Origin of the sequence: Acinetobacter sp. YH12099, assembly GCF_013419195.1 — a bacterium.
In the GTDB taxonomy this organism is placed as follows: domain Bacteria; phylum Pseudomonadota; class Gammaproteobacteria; order Pseudomonadales; family Moraxellaceae; genus Acinetobacter; species Acinetobacter towneri.
This window is the reverse complement of the sequence record NZ_VPAP01000002.1, coordinates 133,527-152,427: the sequence shown is the minus strand read 5'-3', so window position 1 is coordinate 152,427 and position 18,901 is coordinate 133,527. Positions and strand designations below refer to the sequence as shown.

Here is an 18,901-nt window from a genome sequence, read left to right as displayed (position 1 = left end):
GGGGTTTTAATATGCTTTAAGCTTTCCTTGCAAGCCACCTGTATGAATGGCCAGGATTCGAGTGTGGGCAGGGAAATGATTGTGCTGGATTAAATCAAGAAGTCCCATCATCATTTTACCTGTATAAATGTGTTCGAGTGGAATTTGATATTTTTGCTCAAAATTTTGAATAAATTTCAATAATTCAGGTGTAGTTTTGGCATAGCCGCCACCACAATAGGCATCGGTTAAAGACCAATTGCTTTTATCGGTCCATTGTTGAATGTTCTGTTTGAGAAAATCACCTTTCAAGGCTGAAAAGCCTAAAATGTGCTGGTGATCTGAACTGCTTTCAATGATGCCTGCAAGAGTTCCACCTGTACCCACGGCACAACAAATTACGTCATAATTTTCTAAATCATCAGGGGAGAGGATTTCCTGTGTCCCTTGAATGGCAAGGGAATTGCTTCCACCCTCTGGAATAATAAAGGCTTGAGGATATTGCTGTTGAAGTTGTTGTAAATATTCTACTTCATGGCGCAGACGATATTCGGCTCGGCTGACAAAATGCAGTTGCATGCCAAAATCTTGCGCTGTTTGTAGGGTAGGATTTAAGTCTTGGGTCGCAAGTTCTTGACCACGAATGATGCCGATACTTTGAAAACCAAAATGCTGTGCTGCAAAAGCTGTTGCTGCAATATGATTGGAAAATGCACCGCCAAAAGTGAGGACTTGAGAAAAACCTTGCTGTTGTGCTGCCAAGAGGTTGTATTTGAGTTTAAAAAACTTGTTGCCCGAAATCTGGGGATGAATCTGATCAAGGCGTTTGATGGTCAGTTGAACAGGCTGGGGAAGTTCTAATGTTTGATAAGGGGTAGGAAAAGCAATGTGATCAAACATTTTTTGCGAACGAGAAATGAATTTGACCACATTGTAAATGTATTTGATTGAGAATGTCAGTGTTGGTTTATGAGTCGGTATCCACCGACGTGATTACCGACATACCAGGACGTAGGTTTTCCATGCCTTTTTGTTCTGGATCAATGGCGATGCGTACCGCAATACGTTGCACCACTTTGGTAAAGAGTTGCCTGTGGCATTATCAGGTTTGAGTACACTGAACTATGAGCCCGCAGCAGTGGAAATCTGCTCCACATGGTCTGGTTTATTGAGCAATGTCCAAACAATAGGTATCGCTATTCCACGATAGATGATGGCTAACATCAAGATATTGATATCTCGTTTTCCCCATTTCCAGTTGGTTCTATCCAAAGTTAATTGGACTTTATCGAATAAAAATATATTGAAAATTAACTGAGAAATTCGACGATAATCGAAATACTGATCTGCAAAGAAGCGTTGTATACGTCGATAAAATGATTGTGGTAAGCACTTGATGGGTAAGGCTTTAGATACAAAAGAAAGATTACATGTCTGTTTTACAATTAATGCAGGCATAATCAGTGTAAAACATTTTACATGTGACTTGTTCCACTTTAGATATTTGTTTAATATGAGATGTAACTCATTGAAATGTGTGATCATATTCGTCGTCAGAAAACAAGTATTATGCCATTATTTCAATGAGTTATCTTTTTTGTCGTGTACAAAGATCGTTTTATCAAAATAAGTTGAATAACCATAGGGCAGCAATTTACCCTATGGCTTTTTAAAATTTAATGAAAAACTGCTTCCAAAGCATTTAAGCCAACTTTAGGATCGAGTAAACCATTGTAAATCTCTGGAATTTCACGTTCGACACCTAAGAGCTGATAAATGGCAATCATGGCACAACGTACGGAATATTCCACAGTGAAAACCACATCATCTTCAAGCTCTACGAATTGACCTAAGAAAGCAAAGTTGACTGCATTTTCTGGAATGACCAATGGGCGATCACCTGCTTTACGACATGCAAATAGGGCAGAGGCATAAGGCATCATTACTGTGGTAATGTCAGTATGTGCCAACACATGATCCAAAATGTCATCGAAACCAAGTTGATGAATCAACTCAATTAAAATTTCTTGACCCGTCGCTTCACTCATCGGTTTTTTAATGTAATCGCCGATATGGTCAATTTCAAAACCATAACCCCATAAGGTGAATTTACCTTCTGGTAAGTCAGCAAAATGCGGTTGAGCTGGAACGACCACAGATAGATGCCAACCAGATTCAAACCAAGTCATGAGTGCACCTGTACCCGGTTCATTTCCTGTGTAATCAATAATCCGTTTTAGCAGCACATCATCATGCATGGTGAGCGTAAAGGATTTCCATTTATGCTCATCAATGTTGCCATAGAAGGTCATTGGACGACCAAAATCAGGAGCTTTTTGAGCCAATGTTTCCCACAAACGCCAGCCATGATCTTGTCGATCACGAATCAGCTCAGGAACATCGAATTTATCGCCATAACGTGAATCAGCCGTAATCGAACCTAAAGTAAAGAGCGCAAGATCATGCTCACCCAGTTGAATTTGTTCAGTGCCTTCTGGAATGTTGACATAAAGTTGGGTTGCCTTACGTTCCTTCGTTTGGGCATCTTCGACAAAGTCTGCATCTGTGACATAACTACCGAAACGAACATCAACGCCTTGTTCCACCAACCAGCGTTGTAGAGGATGAATCATTGAATCATATTGATTGTATTTAGTTCGTTTCACACCTGCTAAGGTATGGATGCGTGGTAATTCTTGAATGAAACGTAGAAAATAACGGCGTAATTCCGCTGCGCTATGCCATTTTTGAAAGGCAAACGTGGTTCGCCACATCCGCCAAAAATTACTTTGGAAAAATGCATCATCAAAAAATTCATCAATACGGCGACTACCGATACGATCTTCTTTTAATGCCAGTAGACGTAACATTTGAGCACGGTTGAGCGTTGATAATCCCAATTTTTGAGCTTCTGCAACAATATGATTTGAGTCGATCAAACGTGCTTGAGCATTGGTTTTAACTTGTTCGTTAAATTCACGACATTCTTCACGAACAGAAATGTCTGGATTTTCTAAAGATGGGATGCTTGAAAATAAATCCCAAGTACACAAATAAGTCTCATCAGTTAGCATACGTCCACCACGTGTGACCCATGCTTGGTTCGGATTAAGCGGATTATGTCCACCATCCATCGAACCACCAGAAACATTCAATTCTTCTAAAATATGGATATGTTCAGCTGGCACTTTAGCGTCACGAATCGCAAAAGCAGCAGCAGCCATACCAGCTATGCCTCCACCTACAATCCAAAGATGTGATTTAGAGCGGTCTAATGTTTTCAGTCTTTTATTTTGCATCTGATGTGCCTCGTTTGTAGTTCTAAAGAAAATTAAAGCCGTAATTTTATTATGGGATTATATGTTTTAAAAATATATGAAAGTTCTGCTAAAAATCGATGATAAATTATTATCAGAAAAAAACTTTAATAGAAAAAATGGATGCACAATAAAATTTTACTGTTCATATGCTATGTTTTAACTGTTTGATATTGAAATTAAATTGAGTTTTTACTCTATTTTTGGTTTTTTTAATAAATATCAAATTGCTTGAAAAATCCTTAAATTTATAAACATAAATCAAAAAAATTATATCTTCTATTATGGTTTTTTAAGTAAAATAAATAATTGAAAATTATTCTAATCTTGAGGTCTATCTTGGAATCATTATTGATTTTAGGCTCTATTGCTTTGGCATTAATGTTGGGGGCAATTAGTCCTGGGCCTACCTTTATTTATGTGGCAAAAAATTCGATAGCCATTTCACGTAAGCATGGTTTATTTACGGCTTTAGGCACGGGTACGGGTGCCGCAATTTTTGGTTTATTGGCGGTGATGGGGTTGCAGGCTATTTTATTGGCAGTGCCTTCAGCATATTTTCTGCTTAAAATTTGTGGTGGTTTATATTTGTTGTTTTTGGCTTATAAAATTGTGAAGCATGCCAAAGCGCCTATTCAAACCAATCTTGCACATGGACAGCAAATGTCACTGCGCCGTGCGTTTACTACAGGTTTAATTACGCAGTTATCTAACCCTAAAATTGCAATTGTCTTGGCGAGTATTTTTACGGCTTTGTTGCCTAAAGAAATTCCGAACTATTTTTATGTGGTGCTGCCAATTCTGTGTTTTTTTATTGATGCAGGTTGGTGTTCATTGGTTGCAGTGGCTTTGTCTGCAGAAAAACCGCGTCAGGCTTATATTAAGTTTAAGGCTATTTTTGACCGTGCAGCAGGGGCGGTCATGACAGTATTGGGATTAAAGTTAATTTTTGGGATGAAGTGATTTATTTGTGTAGATACCTATGCCTTTTGGGAGAAGATTGGGATGAGGGTATTCTAATAATTAAAATGTTTGCCTTACTTTTAAAGGATCAAAAGTAACAAAAATCCTTTGTTCGTTAGAGGGCACGTCCGTGTGCCTAACGAACAGGCTACATCCATGTCACCTTTCTGTGCGTTAGTACTTAAATCAATATTCATCCTCTTCGAATTTGATAGATGGAAAGTAATGTTTAGGGTCATATCCGTCACAATATTCAAATGGAATATTTTTAATAAAATCATATTTATTTATAAAATTATTTTGGAGCCATTTTTTTCCAAAACGCGATAAAACATTGAAAAAAAGGATAAGTTGACAAAAATAACTAAACATGCGAAAAGACATTTTTGGTTAAACGATGTTTGCACATGCCACGGATTGTTACCGTCCCACTCAGCTTAGAACAGCGTGCACAACTAATTCTCCTGACCAAGCATGCAGCACATTGGCGTGAAAGACAACGTGCCCAAACTATTCTCTGGCTTTCCGAAGGTAAAACTGTTGCCGAAGTTGCTGCGTTACAAGAGCGTATCCCAGAAACCATAAGGCTACAACGCCGACATTGGGAGCTACATCAGTTTGAATCGATTCAAGAAGGTCATCGCTCAGGCCGTCCCAATACACTGACATCAAACTATCAGGCTCAAATCTTAGAGTGGGTCAACACAAGCCCACTCAATGCAGAACAAATCCGAGTCAAACTGCATGAAAAACACGGTGTGTCCGTGTCTGTTGAAACTATTCGCAAGTTTTTGCGAGATTCAGGCATGGTCTTCAAACGCACCCGCCACAGCTTGAAAAAAAAGAGACCCGACCGCATTTGGACAAGCGCAACAGCAAATTGAAGCATTACGTGAGCAAGCGGCACGTGGTGAAATTGTATTGGGCTATGTCGATGAAACAGGATTTTCGGCTACGCCAGATAACCGTTATGCATGGACAAAGATAGGCGATGTTCATGCGGTTGATGCTGTAAGACTAAAGCGAGTTAATGTGATGGGTTGTCTCCTGTCAACGGGTCATCTGATCACCAGTTGCCTACAGGAGTCCGTTAACAGTCGCTGGTTTTATGCCTATTTGATGGGTGTAGCAGCACAGGTGAAACGCAGCTATCAAGTTCCTTTGGTGTTGATTGTTGACAATGCCTCGATTCATCGCAGCAAACAGATGGTAGATTGGCGCAAGCTTCTTGTACAAGAGTATTCAACGACTTTGTATTTTCTACCTGCGTATAGTCCTGAGCTGAATAGAATTGAGATGGTTTGGAAGCAGATGAAGTATAACTGGCGGGATTTTAAGGTAATGAAGGCAGATCAAATAGAGCGTTGGGTTGGGCAGATTTCAAAGGGTTTTGGTAATGAATACATGTTTACTTTTTAGTTGATACTTATAAAGCTCAGGGTTTGAAAGTTGAGCACGGTAAATTTTTATTAACTCGTATTTTTCAAAATCACTTAGGATTGTTGATTCATCTACTATTTTTATAGCATTATACATATTTCTAAAATAAGAGCTTAAATGAGTTTGATTGGTTTTCAATAAGCAGCCTCTAAAATCCTTTTCCATTAACCTTTTCTGAATTTTAATAACTAATTCTTCATTAAATCCATTATACCTTGATAGTTTATTTACTATAAATGTCGTCCAACTTCCCTCTATACCAAAGTAAAAAATAACGTATGAGATATCTAATATTTGTGATTTATTGAGTTGGAGATTTTCTTGTACAGAAATTTCTTGAATCGTTTCTAAAATTCGTTTGAACTGAATTTTGAAGGTTACAAAAGCCTTTTTCCCTTCTTTTGGTGGGTGTTGCGGATTGGTATTGGGTAAAGAAATATTTATCAAATGTTGGTTGTGATAATCAATCATTTTAAAAAAATTAGACTTTAAATTATTTTTCTGTGCTTCATCTTTTTGATTAATAATTGTATAAATCAAGAGGAATATGCTTGATGCACTTAAGAGAGTACCTATAACTCCTCCATACAAATTACCTAAAGAAGCTCCTAAATTTGGATCAATCAAGGAGGTTACTCCAATTTGAAAAGCTTTGTTGGTAAAAATAAAATAGGTAGCTAGCAAACTAATAATTATCAAGACTATTGGTAGAACTAAGCAAAAAAACTTTATCCATCTATTCATTATTTATAACTATAAAAAAACCCCACTAAAATATAGCAGGGCTTTTTATCAGTGTCTAAAAATTAAGACACTTTATCACCCGGTTTTGCGCCAGATTCAGGTGAAATCACCCAAACACCTTCGCCATTACCCGCAGCAAGTACCATACCGTTAGAAATACCAAAACGCATTTTACGAGGTGCAAGGTTAGCCACCATCACCACCAATTTGCCTTTTAAATCTTCTGGTTGATAAAATTCACGAATACCACTAAACACATTACGTGGCTCAGCTTCACCTACATTTAAAGTTAATTGAAGCAGTTTGTCTGAACCTTCAACGGTTGCAGCCTCTAAAACTTCTGCAACACGTAAATCAATTTTGACAAAGTCATCAATCGTGATAATTTCCGCTTCACCGACTTTTGGTTCTGCTTTTTTCTCTTTGGCTTTTTCTTTTTTCTTTTCCGTTTTTGGTGCTTCAACAGGTGCGGCTAAAGAATCTTTAGATGCATCTACCATTGCAGCTACCGCTTTCGGATCAACACGTTGCATGAGTGGTTGGAACAACGCAATTTCATGACCGACTAAAACAGTTTTACGTGATTCAAAGTTAAAGCTATCTAACTGTAAGAAGGCTTGAACTTGTTCAGCCAAGGTTGGCAGTACAGGCGCAAGATAAATCGCCAATTGACGGAATAGGTTAATCCCTACAGAACATACGTCATGAACTTGCTGTTCTTCGCCTTCAATTTTGGCTAAAGCCCAAGGCTTTTTCTCATCAATATATTGGTTGGCGCGGTCAGCAAGCGCCATAATTTCACGAATTGCCGCAGAGAATTCACGCTCTTCGTATGCTTTGGCAATCGAGTCACCTGCAGCAATAAAGCTTTGTACTAACTCAGGTTCAGCGCAGTTTGCACTTAATTTGTTATCAAATTTGGTGTTGATGAATTTGGCACAACGGCTGGCAATATTTACCACTTTACCCACAAGATCAGAGTTTACTTTCTGCACAAAATCATCCAGATTTAAGTCAGAGTCTTCAACTTTATCAGACAGTTTTGATGCAAAGTAATAGCGTAAATATTCAGGATTTAAATGCTGTAAATACGTTTCTGCTTTAATAAATGTGCCGCGAGATTTCGACATTTTTTGACCATTTACAGTCAAGAAACCATTTACAAATAAACCTGTAGGCGTGCGATAACCCGCACCATCTAACATTGCAGGCCAGAATAAAGCGTGGAAATATACGATGTCTTTACCAATGAAGTGATAGACTTCTTTGTCTGAATCTTTTTTCCAGTAATCGTCAAAATTTAGGTCAGGGCGTTTGGTTTTTACGTAGTTTTCAAAACTCGACATATAACCAATTGGTGCATCAACCCATACATAAAAATATTTATTTGGTGCGTCTGGAATTTCAAAACCAAAATATGGTGCATCACGTGAAATATCCCAGTCATTCAAGCCATTTTCAAACCATTCATCTAATTTGTTGGCGATCGAAACTGGCAAACGACCTTCATCGCGTGTCCATTTTTGCAAATATTCGCCAAAATTAGGCAATTTAAAGAAGTAATGATCTGATGATTTTTCTACTGGCGTTGCACCGCTCAAAGTCGATTTTGGATTAATCAGCTCAGTCGCATTATAGGTTGTGCCGCAAACTTCGCAAGAATCGCCGTATTGATCTTCCGCTTTACATTTTGGGCAGGTGCCTTTAATAAAACGATCCGATAAGAACATGCCTTTTTCAGGGTCAAATAATTGCGTAACAGGACGCACGGCAATATTGCCTGCATCTCGATTTTTGACATAAATTTCGCTGGCACGTGCGCGGTTGGTGTCGCTATGCGTTGAATCATAATGATCAAAATGCACACCAAAACCGTCAAAATCGCGAATGTGTTCTTGTTGCACATTGGCAATTTGCTGTTCAGGGCTAATCCCGTTGGCTTCGGCACGCAGCATGATTGCTGTACCATGCGCATCATCCGCACAGACATAAGTCACGTCATGTCCCATTGCACGCATGGCGCGAACCCAGATATCTGCCTGGATATAACCGAGTAAGTGACCCATATGGATCGGACCATTGGCGTATGGTAGGGCGTTAGTGACTAAAATTTGACGCACGGATATAACTCTCTCAAATAGGGACGATGCAATTCGGGCAATTTTACCTTAGATAGCACATAGATGCACAAGGGATTCCAGGAATTCTTTTCAAATCCGCTTAGAAGGCTAAATACAATATCGAAACAAGCTCTTGGTCTGCATTTGAAGATAAATCATGTCAAAAACCAAGCAATATACTCAGAATTAAGTATTTCAGTGATAGCACGACTTAACCTTATACTGAATTATCGTTACACTATCAAAATCGCGGTATTTCCAAACTTTGGAGTAAATCTATGTCTTGGCTTTCTTCACTTAAATCAGTTTTTTCACCTTCGCATACGGTGAATGAGGAAGCTATTCAGCACGTGCTACAAAGTTATATATTGCCTGAATCTGAACATGCTTTAAAAGATCGTATTTCTCAAGTGAATGTGCAAGGTGATATTCTGCAAATCACCATCAATACTTATCCTGAAGAAAAACAACATTTACAACAAATTCATGATGAACTGGCAGATGCTTTAGAAAAATGCGGCATTAAAGAACTGAATATGCATGTGATTCAGCAGAAATCTGGACAGAAAAAAGAAAGTTGTGGGCATCAACATGCTGAAGATGAAAGCTGCGCAACATCGACCACACAGACTGCAACATCTCATTTACCACCGGTGGTCGATGCTGCGGGCCAAAGTTCAATGCAAGAAGCCGATCCGAATAATCCACCGATTCAAAAAGCTGCGCCACACCAACGTGATGTGCCGAAACATCCGCGTATTCAAAACGTAATTTTGGTATCTTCAGGCAAAGGCGGGGTTGGAAAATCTACCACTACAGTAAATTTGGCTTTAGCTTTGCAAAAGCTCGGCTTAAAAGTTGGCGTATTGGATGCCGATATTTATGGTCCAAGTATTCCGACCATGCTCGGCAATGCAGGCAGAACCCCAATGATTGAAGCCGAGCAGTTTGTACCGTTGGATGCTTTTGGGATGCCTGTGTTATCCATCGGACATTTAACAGGTGACCACAATACACCTGTAGCGTGGCGTGGACCAAAAGCCACAGGTGCATTAATGCAGCTCTTTAATCAAACCTTATGGCCAGATTTAGATGTGTTGATGATTGATATGCCACCAGGAACGGGGGATATTCAACTGACCCTTGCACAGCGTATTCCTGTAACGGGAGCGGTGATTGTGACTACACCACAAAATGTTGCCTTAATGGATGCTGTGAAAGGCATCGAGCTGTTTAATCGTGTGCAAATTCCTGTGATGGGCGTAATTGAGAATATGTCGACCCATATCTGCTCAAACTGCGGCTACGAAGAACAAATTTTTGGTCAAGGTGGTGGCGATAAACTGGCAGAACAATATGACATTCCGTTACTTGGACGTTTACCATTGAATGTCAGTATTCGTGAAAATGTGGATGCAGGCACGCCGTCAGTGATTGCAGGCGATGATGCTGCCGATAGTTACATTGCGATTGCCAAGCAAATTGCAAAAAAACTGCCTAAAGCTGAAAAAGATCAGAATCGTATTTTCTAGTGAGGGATCTCAGCTTGGAATGATTGCAGTTGCAGTCATTAAGTTATCATCCTTTAAATTTTGACTGATTCACCTTTAAAAGCTAAATCACAATATTTTGAAAATTTGGCTCACTTCGGTGAGCTATTTTTTTTGATTAAAAAATACACAAGCATCTGATTTAATGGTGTTTAATCTCTAAATACCTTAAAAATATTAAGATAAAATGACTTATAAGTTACCATTTAATTAAAAAATATTTTTTATATAAGTGATTGAATAAAATAATAAATTTAAAATGTTAAACTGATCAAGAATTTGTCTTACAAAATACTTTTTGCCAATTGCAATGAACTATTTTAATCTGCGCTCATTCAGTAGTGAGGTCAATGCATGATTTCATGGTTTTTTATCGGTTTGGTGATCACAATTTTATTGACACCAGGGCCAACCAATACCTTGCTTGCATCATCAGGTATTCAGGTTGGTATCCGCAAATCTTTCCGATTAATTCCAGCAGAAGCATTGGGTTATTTGATTTCTATTACACTTTGGGGCGCCTTAATTGGTACGGTGTCTACTCATCTCCCGTTGTTGCCCACCATTCTAAAATTATTCAGTGCAAGCTATATTATTTTCTTGGCGATTAAATTATGGCGCACGGCTAAAGTCGAGCAAAGCTTTAATCAACCTACGATCCGTGCGAGTGAGCTATTTTTAGCGACTTTACTGAACCCTAAGGCATTGTTGTTCGCCTCTGCAATTTTCCCAACGATTGCATGGGTAAAAGCAGACTATTATGTGGCACACATGTTGGCATTTTTATGTTTAATCGTGCCGATTGCTTTTTTCTGGACATTTATTGGTTCGGTGCTCGCTAAAAATAAAATTAGCTGGCTCAATCAGTGCAATCTACAAAAAACAGCTTCTATTGTGTTGCTGAGCTTTTCAATTCCTTTAAGTTATTCGGCTTTGTTGAGTCTATAAAGCCAACGTTGTATCTAAAAGTTGTATCTACTGGAAATAGGGTCTGTTGACATTTCATAAATGGCTTGCGCTTTAGGCTAAAACTGAGCAGATCAGGCATGAAACGCAGGGAATAGTGGGTCTATTGCCAAGTTTCATAACGCAATCTGAGAAAGTTTTAGCCACATGAGCAAGAACAAAGCACTGCTTTGTTTGCTGCGCAAGGGGACAAGCATATTTTTTGCTGCTATTGCGTTATGTGCCAGTCATTTAGAATGACTAAATTTCCTGTCCCATGCCTTATATCAGCTAAAAAATATGCGTTGTCGCAAACATAGACGAATTGTCAACAGACCCTAATCATTGCACTTAAAAAAGCGATGTGAGGGAAACGGCTGGTTTTCATTAACTTAGATTTCAGTTAAAGTACAGCACAGTTAAACATTCATATTTTGGATAGAAAATAAATGGCAATTAAGTCTGATCGTTGGATTCGCGAAATGAGCGAAAAACACGGCATGATTGAACCGTATGCAGAAAACCAAGTTCGCTTTGACGAAAATGGCGAGAAACTCATTTCTTATGGTGTTTCTAGCTATGGTTATGACGTACGTTGTGCACGTGAATTTAAAGTCTTTACCAATGTTCACTCAGCAATTGTCGATCCAAAAAACTTTGATGAAAAAAGTTTTATCGATATTGAATCAGATGTGTGCATCATTCCGCCAAACTCGTTTGCCTTGGCGCGTACCGTTGAATATTTCCGTATTCCACGCAATGTATTGACAGTATGCTTAGGTAAATCGACCTATGCGCGTTGCGGTATTATTGTGAATGTCACGCCACTCGAACCCGAGTGGGAAGGTCATGTAACTTTAGAGTTTTCCAATACCACGAACTTACCTGCACGTATTTATGCGGGTGAAGGTGTGGCACAAATGCTGTTCTTTGAATCAGATGAAGTTTGTGAAACCTCGTACAAAGACCGTGGTGGTAAATATCAAGGGCAGACAGGCGTGACCTTGCCTAAAGCATAAGTGATTAACCCATCACAATTTTTCTGTTGAACAAGCGAGCCAATGTGCTCGCTTTTTTTCATTCATCGGAAAGCTGTGCTGTTTAGCCAGTTTGTTTTGCATTTGCATAAATATTCAGCATAATTAAATATGAGAATGGTTTGGCATAATCACGTTTTTAAGGATAAAAACACTCAAATAAATAGCCAAGCTATAGATAAATAAAAGAAAGATGCGGAGCATCAGATAAAAGGAAGGTCGAGATGACTGAACACGCAATTACTTACCCTTTTCGTAAGCATTGCTTAGCCACTGCGATAGGCTTACTTTTGGCGAATCCGAGTTATGCTTTACAAGCACTCTCCGATGACTCTTTGTCAAATACCACAGGCGAAGGGGTTGCTTTAGTCCTTGATGACTTCAAAATGGTGTTTCAGCAACCGAATGATCTATCTACAGGGTCGAGCTATACACGTGGCTTAGAAAACCCTAGTCAATATGATACGGGCTTTATTCGTATTATCCCGACGGGGGAGAATTATGTGCAGTTGGCAGAAAGTGCATACCATACGGTTTATAACAATACTTATAATCAAAGTGTTTTAAAAGGTAAGGCTGAGCATAAATATAACGAAACTTACCGTTCAACTTATGAACAAACCTATACAAATCAATATTCAACTTTGTATCAAGAATATACTAAAAATATTGAAGCTGATGTTGACGCGAAAAAAGAAACATTTACATTTGATGTTCGTGAAGGTTTTTTTAATAATGAGACGCTCAAGAATTATTACAATCAGCGTCTTGCAGACTATAGTAATGGTACTTGGGGATGGAAGGATGGATGGTTATATACTGATGGTGAAGGTCTAGCAAAAGATGGGACTACAGCGTACTCTTTGAGTAATATTGGCACAGATCAGAAAAAAGCAAAAGAATATGCTATTACAAACACTTATGAAATGCTTGATCTTTTATATGGGAGTCGGTCGGCAGAAGCTAATAATGATTTATTGAATTCTGATTTTTATAAAGGGCTTAGCAACTTCACTCGAGCAGACCAAGTTGGTTCACAAGTAGCCACATTAATACAGGCTGAAATAACCAAAGAAACAGCATCGGCTGATATTCGGGCTAAATATAATGCGAGTCAACTTGCAGAAGATACAGCCAAGTCTGCTGTGGCAGAAATTTATGCTCAAATTATACAATCGGCTGAACAGGCAGCGGCAATTGCTGCATCGGGTTCTCCTGTGCAATCATTAAGAACCAAAGCAGATGTCTTTATTTATGGTTTAGCCTTATCTAAAAGTGATAACTCATTAAGCAGTCGTTATAGCAATCAAGGCTTTAACTGGGGTTCAGCAGATAACCCGTGGTTATTCCGTGCAGGCACAGAAAAAGTTAAACAATTTAAAAATGTAGAAAAAGATGTTGGTTATTTAGCACTAGAGGCACCACTCGCAACTACTACGCCAACTGAAAGTGATAATAATATTAAACTGGGCTTTTGGACTGATATTTTTTCACGTCAGTTGAACTCAAGTGCAGAGGTGGATCCAAGCACTGGGGCGCCAAAATCTGGTTTAGATAAAGAGCACCGTTTACGTACTCAGTTTGTTGCCAATGGTTTAAGCCTAAATGGTTCTCAAATGCGACTATTTCAGACTTTAGACTCTGATAATCCAAATCATCATCAAACATTGGGTATGGCAAGTTTATTGCGTTTAAATACCAATGATAATCCTGCGAATCTAAGTTTCACAGATTCAAACTTAGATAGTAAAGGAATCCGCATTAGTACAGCAGCAAAATCAGATACTTTGGATGGAACGGCGGTCACACCAGCAATAGATGGTTCATTGGCACCAGTTTTTCATGATACAGAGGGTTTGTATTTATACAGTCCGAATATCAATTTAGTTTTAGGGAATATGTATCAGCCTTTTGTGGTTGGTTCTGAGGGCAATAATATTGTGCTAGAAGTAACACGTATTCCGAATGTTCCTGAAATTTACAATAAAATTTATCAAAATTATGAAGATGGAAAGGGTGGGTATTTAGGTTCTACAGCATTTACAGGTTCTACCTGTAATGTGGTGAGTTGTGGCACACCGCTAAAAGCCAATGTCAATGACAGTGCTGCGATGTATCAAGGACGTAATGCGACGCATAGTAGTATTGCAATTGGTACTGTAGAACGCTTGCCAAATAATATGTTACGTGCCAAAGATCATACGGATGCCACAGGTGTTGTATTTAAAGGTGTAGATGGTTCTACTAAGAATCTAGGTTCGGTTGCAATTGATGGCGTGCTGATTCAGCACCTTAAATTTAAAACAACAGGTCTATAAAAGGAGAATCATCATGTTGAAAAAACTGTCTTGTATTGCATTGATGTGTAGTCCTTTGACCCATGCCAATTTAATTGCACTGGAAAATCATGAATTAACGCAGGCTACTGGTCAAGGTGGAGCAGACCTCAGTTGGACGTTATCGTTAAACCATGAATATGCCGAAAATTTAGAACTCAGCAATATTTCTAAATTTAATGGTGGGACTAAACCTACAGAAGTTTATTATCGCTATAGTAAAAATTGTGCTGACAATAATGTGCTTTGTCGTTTAGCGATTGCACCCAATAACCATGAAGATAATAACGGCAATAAAAAATGGCTGGTATTTAAACAAATTCAGGGCACCATACAAATAGATAAATTTTCTTTAGATGGCACGACTATTATTAATCATAAAAATGACCCACAAACGGCAATGCAGCTTAAGTTTTATGATGATAAGCCATTAAAAATAAGAAATTTGGGTTTTGCAACCATGGCGATCGAAACAGGTACAGGGCAGGGAGCAAATGAAGGTTATGCAAATTCAGAGGTATATACCAAATTTCAAGGAAGAAATTATCAACAAGATGGTAGTTATAACTTAGTTCAGCAAGATGTACCTTTGTTTGATCAGGGCGCTGAAAAAGGATTTATGGGCTTAAATATTCACGGCAATATGCACCTGTCTGGCAATGTGAAAATATTTAGCTACAACTGTACAGGTTCAGCAGCAAGTCGTTGTTGAATATAGGATTAAGTACAGTATAGGGAAATAACAATGAAAAAAATAATGCAGTTGAATTTATTAACATTGAGCGTACTTTGTGCGCAACAAGTGTATGCTTTAGAGCTGATTGCAGACCAGCATTTGTCTGATGTAAGTGGGCAAGATGGTATTGTAATCACCCATGAAATGTCTAAAGCCACGATTAATCAAGTCAATTGGTATGATCCTGATTTAGTGGCTGGAACTCAACAGGGTTTAGGCTTACATAATGTAGAAATTAAAGGACAGAATAACCAGCCTATTATCAGTAAGCTTGCTTTAGATGTGGGGAAAACTGATGTTGGCGCAGGTGTGCGTATCGATGCGAGTATTGATGCTTTTCAATCGACTGCAGATTTAAACTTGGTCAAAAAAAACTGTGTCGGAAATAGTTGTACTAAAGAATCACAAAGCTTGGGTCAGTTCGGCTTAGAAACTAAATCACCTTTAAAAGTTTTATTAGAAACCAAAGCAGGTTTATTCAATCAAAATGAAACGGCACATTTAAACTTCCAGTTACAGAATGCCAAAATTAGTCATGGTTTAGGTAAGCATGAATTATCTATGCATGATTTTAACTTTAATTTTGCGACTGACGGCTATATGTACATTGATGCCGATGAGGGATTGGTCTTTACCACTAAAAATGGCACCACCGACCATTTTGTGAATCTTGGACGAGTGAAAGACCTGAGTGATGTTGCTAGTAGCCGACAAAATGCAACTAACCCTGGGGTCAATATTGACTTGCGTTATGATGATAAAAATTTAATTCGCTTTGGTGCATCAGGTGCGGTAAGCAATGCGAAATTGTTTTTTAATGGGCATCAAAAAAATGTTGCCAATTTTGACGTTTCGAATAAGGTCAATGGTGTAATTGAAACTAAAAATACCGCAGTTACAGGCTACGATACTGTGGTGGGGCAAGGTGGTTTGCATTTGGGCTTATCTGCTGATTTTACCAATCAAAATACGGCAGGCTTGGCTGCAGGGCAATTACCAACAACCTTAGAAATTGGGCACACAGGAAAAGGCAGTTATGCGGTTGAGTTTTCGAATTTAAGACCGCTAACCACACGTGATGCACAAGGTGCTTTGCACAATAAAAATGCTTATATTGATTTTGGCGATATTTATATTAATACCGTACAAGCGAAAAACCTCAATTTTTTAGTCAATGAAAATATTAAAAATACCATTGGTGCAACCAGTCCTATTTTAAACCAGTTGCTATCGAGTGAGCTTGAAGGTGATCAGTTCTCACTCATTGCTGTTCGTGGTATGGACTTTCAGTCTATTGCGGCCAAAGCGAGAATTATTTCTGATAACTCTTTAAATGAATTGACAGGGGATGGTGGTTCTTGGGGTATTGGAATTCCAATTTATAATTTAAATGCCAATGTGGCCTTGTCGGGTAAACAATATTTGTCACCTTATGATGGAACGAATAAAACGGGAATTGGTTATAACGCCATGGTTTCTACCGAAGGTTATGGCATAGATTCAAAAACAGGCTTGCCCAGTACCACTTCTATTATCCTAATTGATGGGCAAAACAGCCTGCATGCAGGAGAAACTGTTAACTATTATGCTGGTTTAAGAAATATTGATGCATTAATTCAGTCCGACGGTGTGATTGGTTATGAAGATGATGGGATTTATATTCGTGCAGATCATTTATTGGTTGCAGCAAAAGCAGAGTTAGCGATTGGGCAATTACCAGGTTCAAAATACAATTGCGTCACAGAATCAACGAAATGCGGTAGCTTTGTACCCTACGACAATTTCTCTAAGAAAGATGATGTGTTAACCACAATTGCGTTTAAATTAGATGGAAATGGTGAATTGTTGGTAATTCCTGGAATGGATCCAACCGCTACTAATCCGAACTCAAATTTTTTGTCTTTTGATGCGAACTTTAAGTTTAGAAGTCTAGATAGCACAGAACAGGCAGATCCGAATAATTTAGGTAGTTATTTTAGTTTGATTAATGAAGATCAAGTGAATCATGAAACTGTTCAAACTTCTTCAATTAACTTGAATCGTATGGAAGGGCATTTAGGTGTTAAAGGAAAAGTCGTCGTTAGTGCAGATACGGTTACTTTAGACAATCAAGTTAAATTTAATTATAAAAATGATATTGCTCAACCCTTTAAAACAGACTTTGCAATGTCTACCAATGGCAATATGCAGAAAATCGCATCTGTCGCGCTTACAGGTGGAACCATGCGCAGTACATTGGGCATTACGCCACGCTAAAGGATAGAAATAAAATGAAAAAACCGATTTTAGTTGCATCTATTTTAAGTACAGCTTTTTCATTCAATTCTGCTCAAGCGATGCAGGCTTTAAATGATGATCAGTTATCTCATGTACAAGGTCAGGCACTTTTGAACCTGATGACTGCGACAGATCAATCACAAGGGCTCAACTTTTATAAGCTGAGTGTTGATGCACTCATGGAGCTTAATGCCAACATTAAAACACTACAATTAGGTTGTGGTGGTGTAAATAATGCGATGGGTGGTAAAGCGGGATGTGATATTGATATTTCTAATATTGCACTAAGTGGTTTGAATAAGTCCCATGATTCAACAGGTAGTCCAGAGTTTAATGGTGAACGTGCGGGTACTAGTGCGCAAATTACCAATCCATTTATTGAGTTTGCAATTAGTGGAAATAGTGCGTCAACACGTGAAGTGGTTGGTTTTCGTTTAGGTGCTGAAGAAATTTTAGGTCTACTAACTTTGGGTACAGATAACGTACAAAACCCAAATGACGGGATTAAAAGTTTTAGTGGTTATATGAAAATGGCACAAACTCAAGGTCATTCATTTACTGAGCAAGCGACATTTGGTATGACCGAGGATGAAATTATTTCTGGTCGTTTAAAGGCTTTGGGGCAAACAAGACAGTTTGATAGTAAGCCATTTACAAATGGTGTTAGAACAGAAGGGCATACAGGGATTACAGTTCCTTCTATGAAAGTAGATTTTACTATGCCAGAAACGGTGGTTACGGGTCAACGTATGACTGCTGCCAAAGTGAGTGGTATTCGCTCATCTATTCCTTCTATTCCTTTAGCTGCTGCAGAGTCGGGTAAGAGTTTACCAGGTAGTGTTCAGGGAACTCCTGACTTCTCAAAAGACCAGCTTTATGTGGAATTCCCGGCTTTATTAGGTACGGTTGGTACGCACTCATTCTTTAAAATGGCAGCAGGTTCGAGTTTGGATGAACTTAATATGGATATTACTTTTGTTCAAGCTTTAAATATGATTCACAATATTCCACTCAATGGTACGGGGGGCTATTTATCTTTGCAAAGTAAACCTGTGCATTGGCAGGGGGCTGATCAGGGCGATGTTGCACAACAAGGGTGGTGGATGTCTTTTAAAGAACCTATACAACTGGGATATTTAGCAACAACAGATAAGGTTGATATTTCTGCGGTATTACCACAAGTAGCTGAAGCAATTAGTGATTATTTACTTTATAAATCTGAACCAATTGATGTTGGTTTTTTTGCTGCGTTAGGATCTTTAGCTGGAATACCTGTTGAAAAAAAATTAAATATTAATGTGGGGCAATATACTACTCAGAACCCTGCTACGATTACATTAACGGATAAGGTTTTACAAAACCAGAACGTCACCCCTAACTGTTATGGTGGTATGAAATTCTGTTAATTCCAAATGAAAAAAATCCCGCAACTTGTGCGGGATTTTTTATGCTTAGTG

General features: G+C 38.5%; 15 protein-coding genes and 2 pseudogenes. 10 read left to right on the top strand and 7 right to left on the bottom strand.

The features are described from left to right. Positions 1-6 precede the first annotated feature (6 nt). From FTU39_RS02390 to FTU39_RS02375, 4 genes and pseudogenes are all read right to left on the bottom strand, one after another. Entirely contained in the window at positions 7-879 is an 873-nt protein-coding gene (locus tag FTU39_RS02390; protein ID WP_180051669.1) for a 1-aminocyclopropane-1-carboxylate deaminase/D-cysteine desulfhydrase, read from the bottom strand. A 67-nt stretch (positions 880-946) separates the two neighbouring features. Beyond that, a pseudogene (locus tag FTU39_RS02385) lies at positions 947-1,137 on the bottom strand (HlyD family secretion protein); the annotation flags it as partial. A gap of 6 nt (positions 1,138-1,143) precedes the next feature. Then, positions 1,144-1,521, bottom strand: a pseudogene (locus FTU39_RS02380) (IS4 family transposase); the annotation flags it as partial. Positions 1,522-1,655: 134 nt separating this feature from the next. After that, complete coding sequence (locus FTU39_RS02375) at positions 1,656-3,278, bottom strand: oleate hydratase (RefSeq protein WP_180051668.1); 1,623 nt, start codon at positions 3,276-3,278, stop codon at positions 1,656-1,658. Between the two features lie 357 nt (positions 3,279-3,635). Here FTU39_RS02375 and FTU39_RS02370 point away from each other — a divergent pair, with 357 nt between their 5' ends. Further along, a complete protein-coding gene (locus FTU39_RS02370; RefSeq protein WP_096901823.1) occupies positions 3,636-4,259 on the top strand; it encodes a LysE family translocator in 624 nt (207 codons plus the stop codon). Positions 4,260-4,445: 186 nt separating this feature from the next. Here FTU39_RS02370 and FTU39_RS02365 read toward each other — a convergent pair whose 3' ends face one another. Continuing rightward, a complete protein-coding gene (locus FTU39_RS02365) occupies positions 4,446-4,631 on the bottom strand; it encodes a putative phage abortive infection protein (protein WP_257224384.1) in 186 nt (61 codons plus the stop codon). A gap of 35 nt (positions 4,632-4,666) precedes the next feature. Between FTU39_RS02365 and FTU39_RS02360 the strand changes: the two genes are divergently transcribed. Further along, the gene (locus FTU39_RS02360) at positions 4,667-5,143 is read left to right on the top strand and encodes a helix-turn-helix domain-containing protein (RefSeq protein ID WP_005262470.1); all 477 of its coding nucleotides are present in this window, start codon (positions 4,667-4,669) and stop codon (positions 5,141-5,143) included. Continuing rightward, positions 5,139-5,678 carry an IS630 family transposase gene (locus FTU39_RS02355; RefSeq protein WP_126038012.1) on the top strand — a complete coding sequence of 180 codons (540 nt, stop codon included), beginning with the start codon at positions 5,139-5,141 and terminating at the stop codon, positions 5,676-5,678. The genes FTU39_RS02360 and FTU39_RS02355 overlap by 5 nt, the downstream gene beginning before the upstream one ends. Here the strand turns inward: FTU39_RS02355 and FTU39_RS02350 are convergent. Beyond that, positions 5,640-6,326: a putative phage abortive infection protein gene (locus FTU39_RS02350; RefSeq protein ID WP_257224383.1), complete on the bottom strand. Its 687-nt coding sequence runs from the start codon at positions 6,324-6,326 to the stop codon at positions 5,640-5,642. The two genes, FTU39_RS02355 and FTU39_RS02350, sit on opposite strands and share 39 nt — an antisense overlap. A 179-nt stretch (positions 6,327-6,505) precedes the next feature. After that, positions 6,506-8,563: a methionine--tRNA ligase gene (gene metG, locus FTU39_RS02345; protein WP_179996045.1), complete on the bottom strand. Its 2,058-nt coding sequence runs from the start codon at positions 8,561-8,563 to the stop codon at positions 6,506-6,508. A 278-nt stretch (positions 8,564-8,841) separates the two neighbouring features. On the opposite strand from metG, the gene apbC reads away from it, so the two are divergent. From apbC to FTU39_RS02310, 7 genes are all read left to right on the top strand, one after another. After that, positions 8,842-10,095 (top strand): iron-sulfur cluster carrier protein ApbC, encoded by a 1,254-nt coding sequence (gene apbC / locus FTU39_RS02340; protein WP_004975505.1) that lies wholly within the window; start codon positions 8,842-8,844, stop codon positions 10,093-10,095. Positions 10,096-10,467: 372 nt separating this feature from the next. Further along, complete coding sequence (locus FTU39_RS02335; RefSeq protein ID WP_070152620.1) at positions 10,468-11,061, top strand: LysE family translocator; 594 nt, start codon at positions 10,468-10,470, stop codon at positions 11,059-11,061. A gap of 446 nt (positions 11,062-11,507) precedes the next feature. Further along, a complete protein-coding gene (gene dcd / locus FTU39_RS02330; protein ID WP_004975507.1) occupies positions 11,508-12,077 on the top strand; it encodes a dCTP deaminase in 570 nt (189 codons plus the stop codon). Between the two features lie 242 nt (positions 12,078-12,319). Then, positions 12,320-14,413 (top strand): hypothetical protein, encoded by a 2,094-nt coding sequence (locus tag FTU39_RS02325; protein WP_180051666.1) that lies wholly within the window; start codon positions 12,320-12,322, stop codon positions 14,411-14,413. Between the two features lie 13 nt (positions 14,414-14,426). Further along, positions 14,427-15,143: a hypothetical protein gene (locus FTU39_RS02320; RefSeq protein WP_019837504.1), complete on the top strand. Its 717-nt coding sequence runs from the start codon at positions 14,427-14,429 to the stop codon at positions 15,141-15,143. Positions 15,144-15,176: 33 nt separating this feature from the next. Then, entirely contained in the window at positions 15,177-17,423 is a 2,247-nt protein-coding gene (locus tag FTU39_RS02315) for a DUF6160 family protein (RefSeq protein WP_180051665.1), read from the top strand. 14 nt (positions 17,424-17,437) lie between these two features. Then, positions 17,438-18,850: a hypothetical protein gene (locus FTU39_RS02310; RefSeq protein WP_180051664.1), complete on the top strand. Its 1,413-nt coding sequence runs from the start codon at positions 17,438-17,440 to the stop codon at positions 18,848-18,850. Positions 18,851-18,901: the final 51 nt, after the last annotated feature.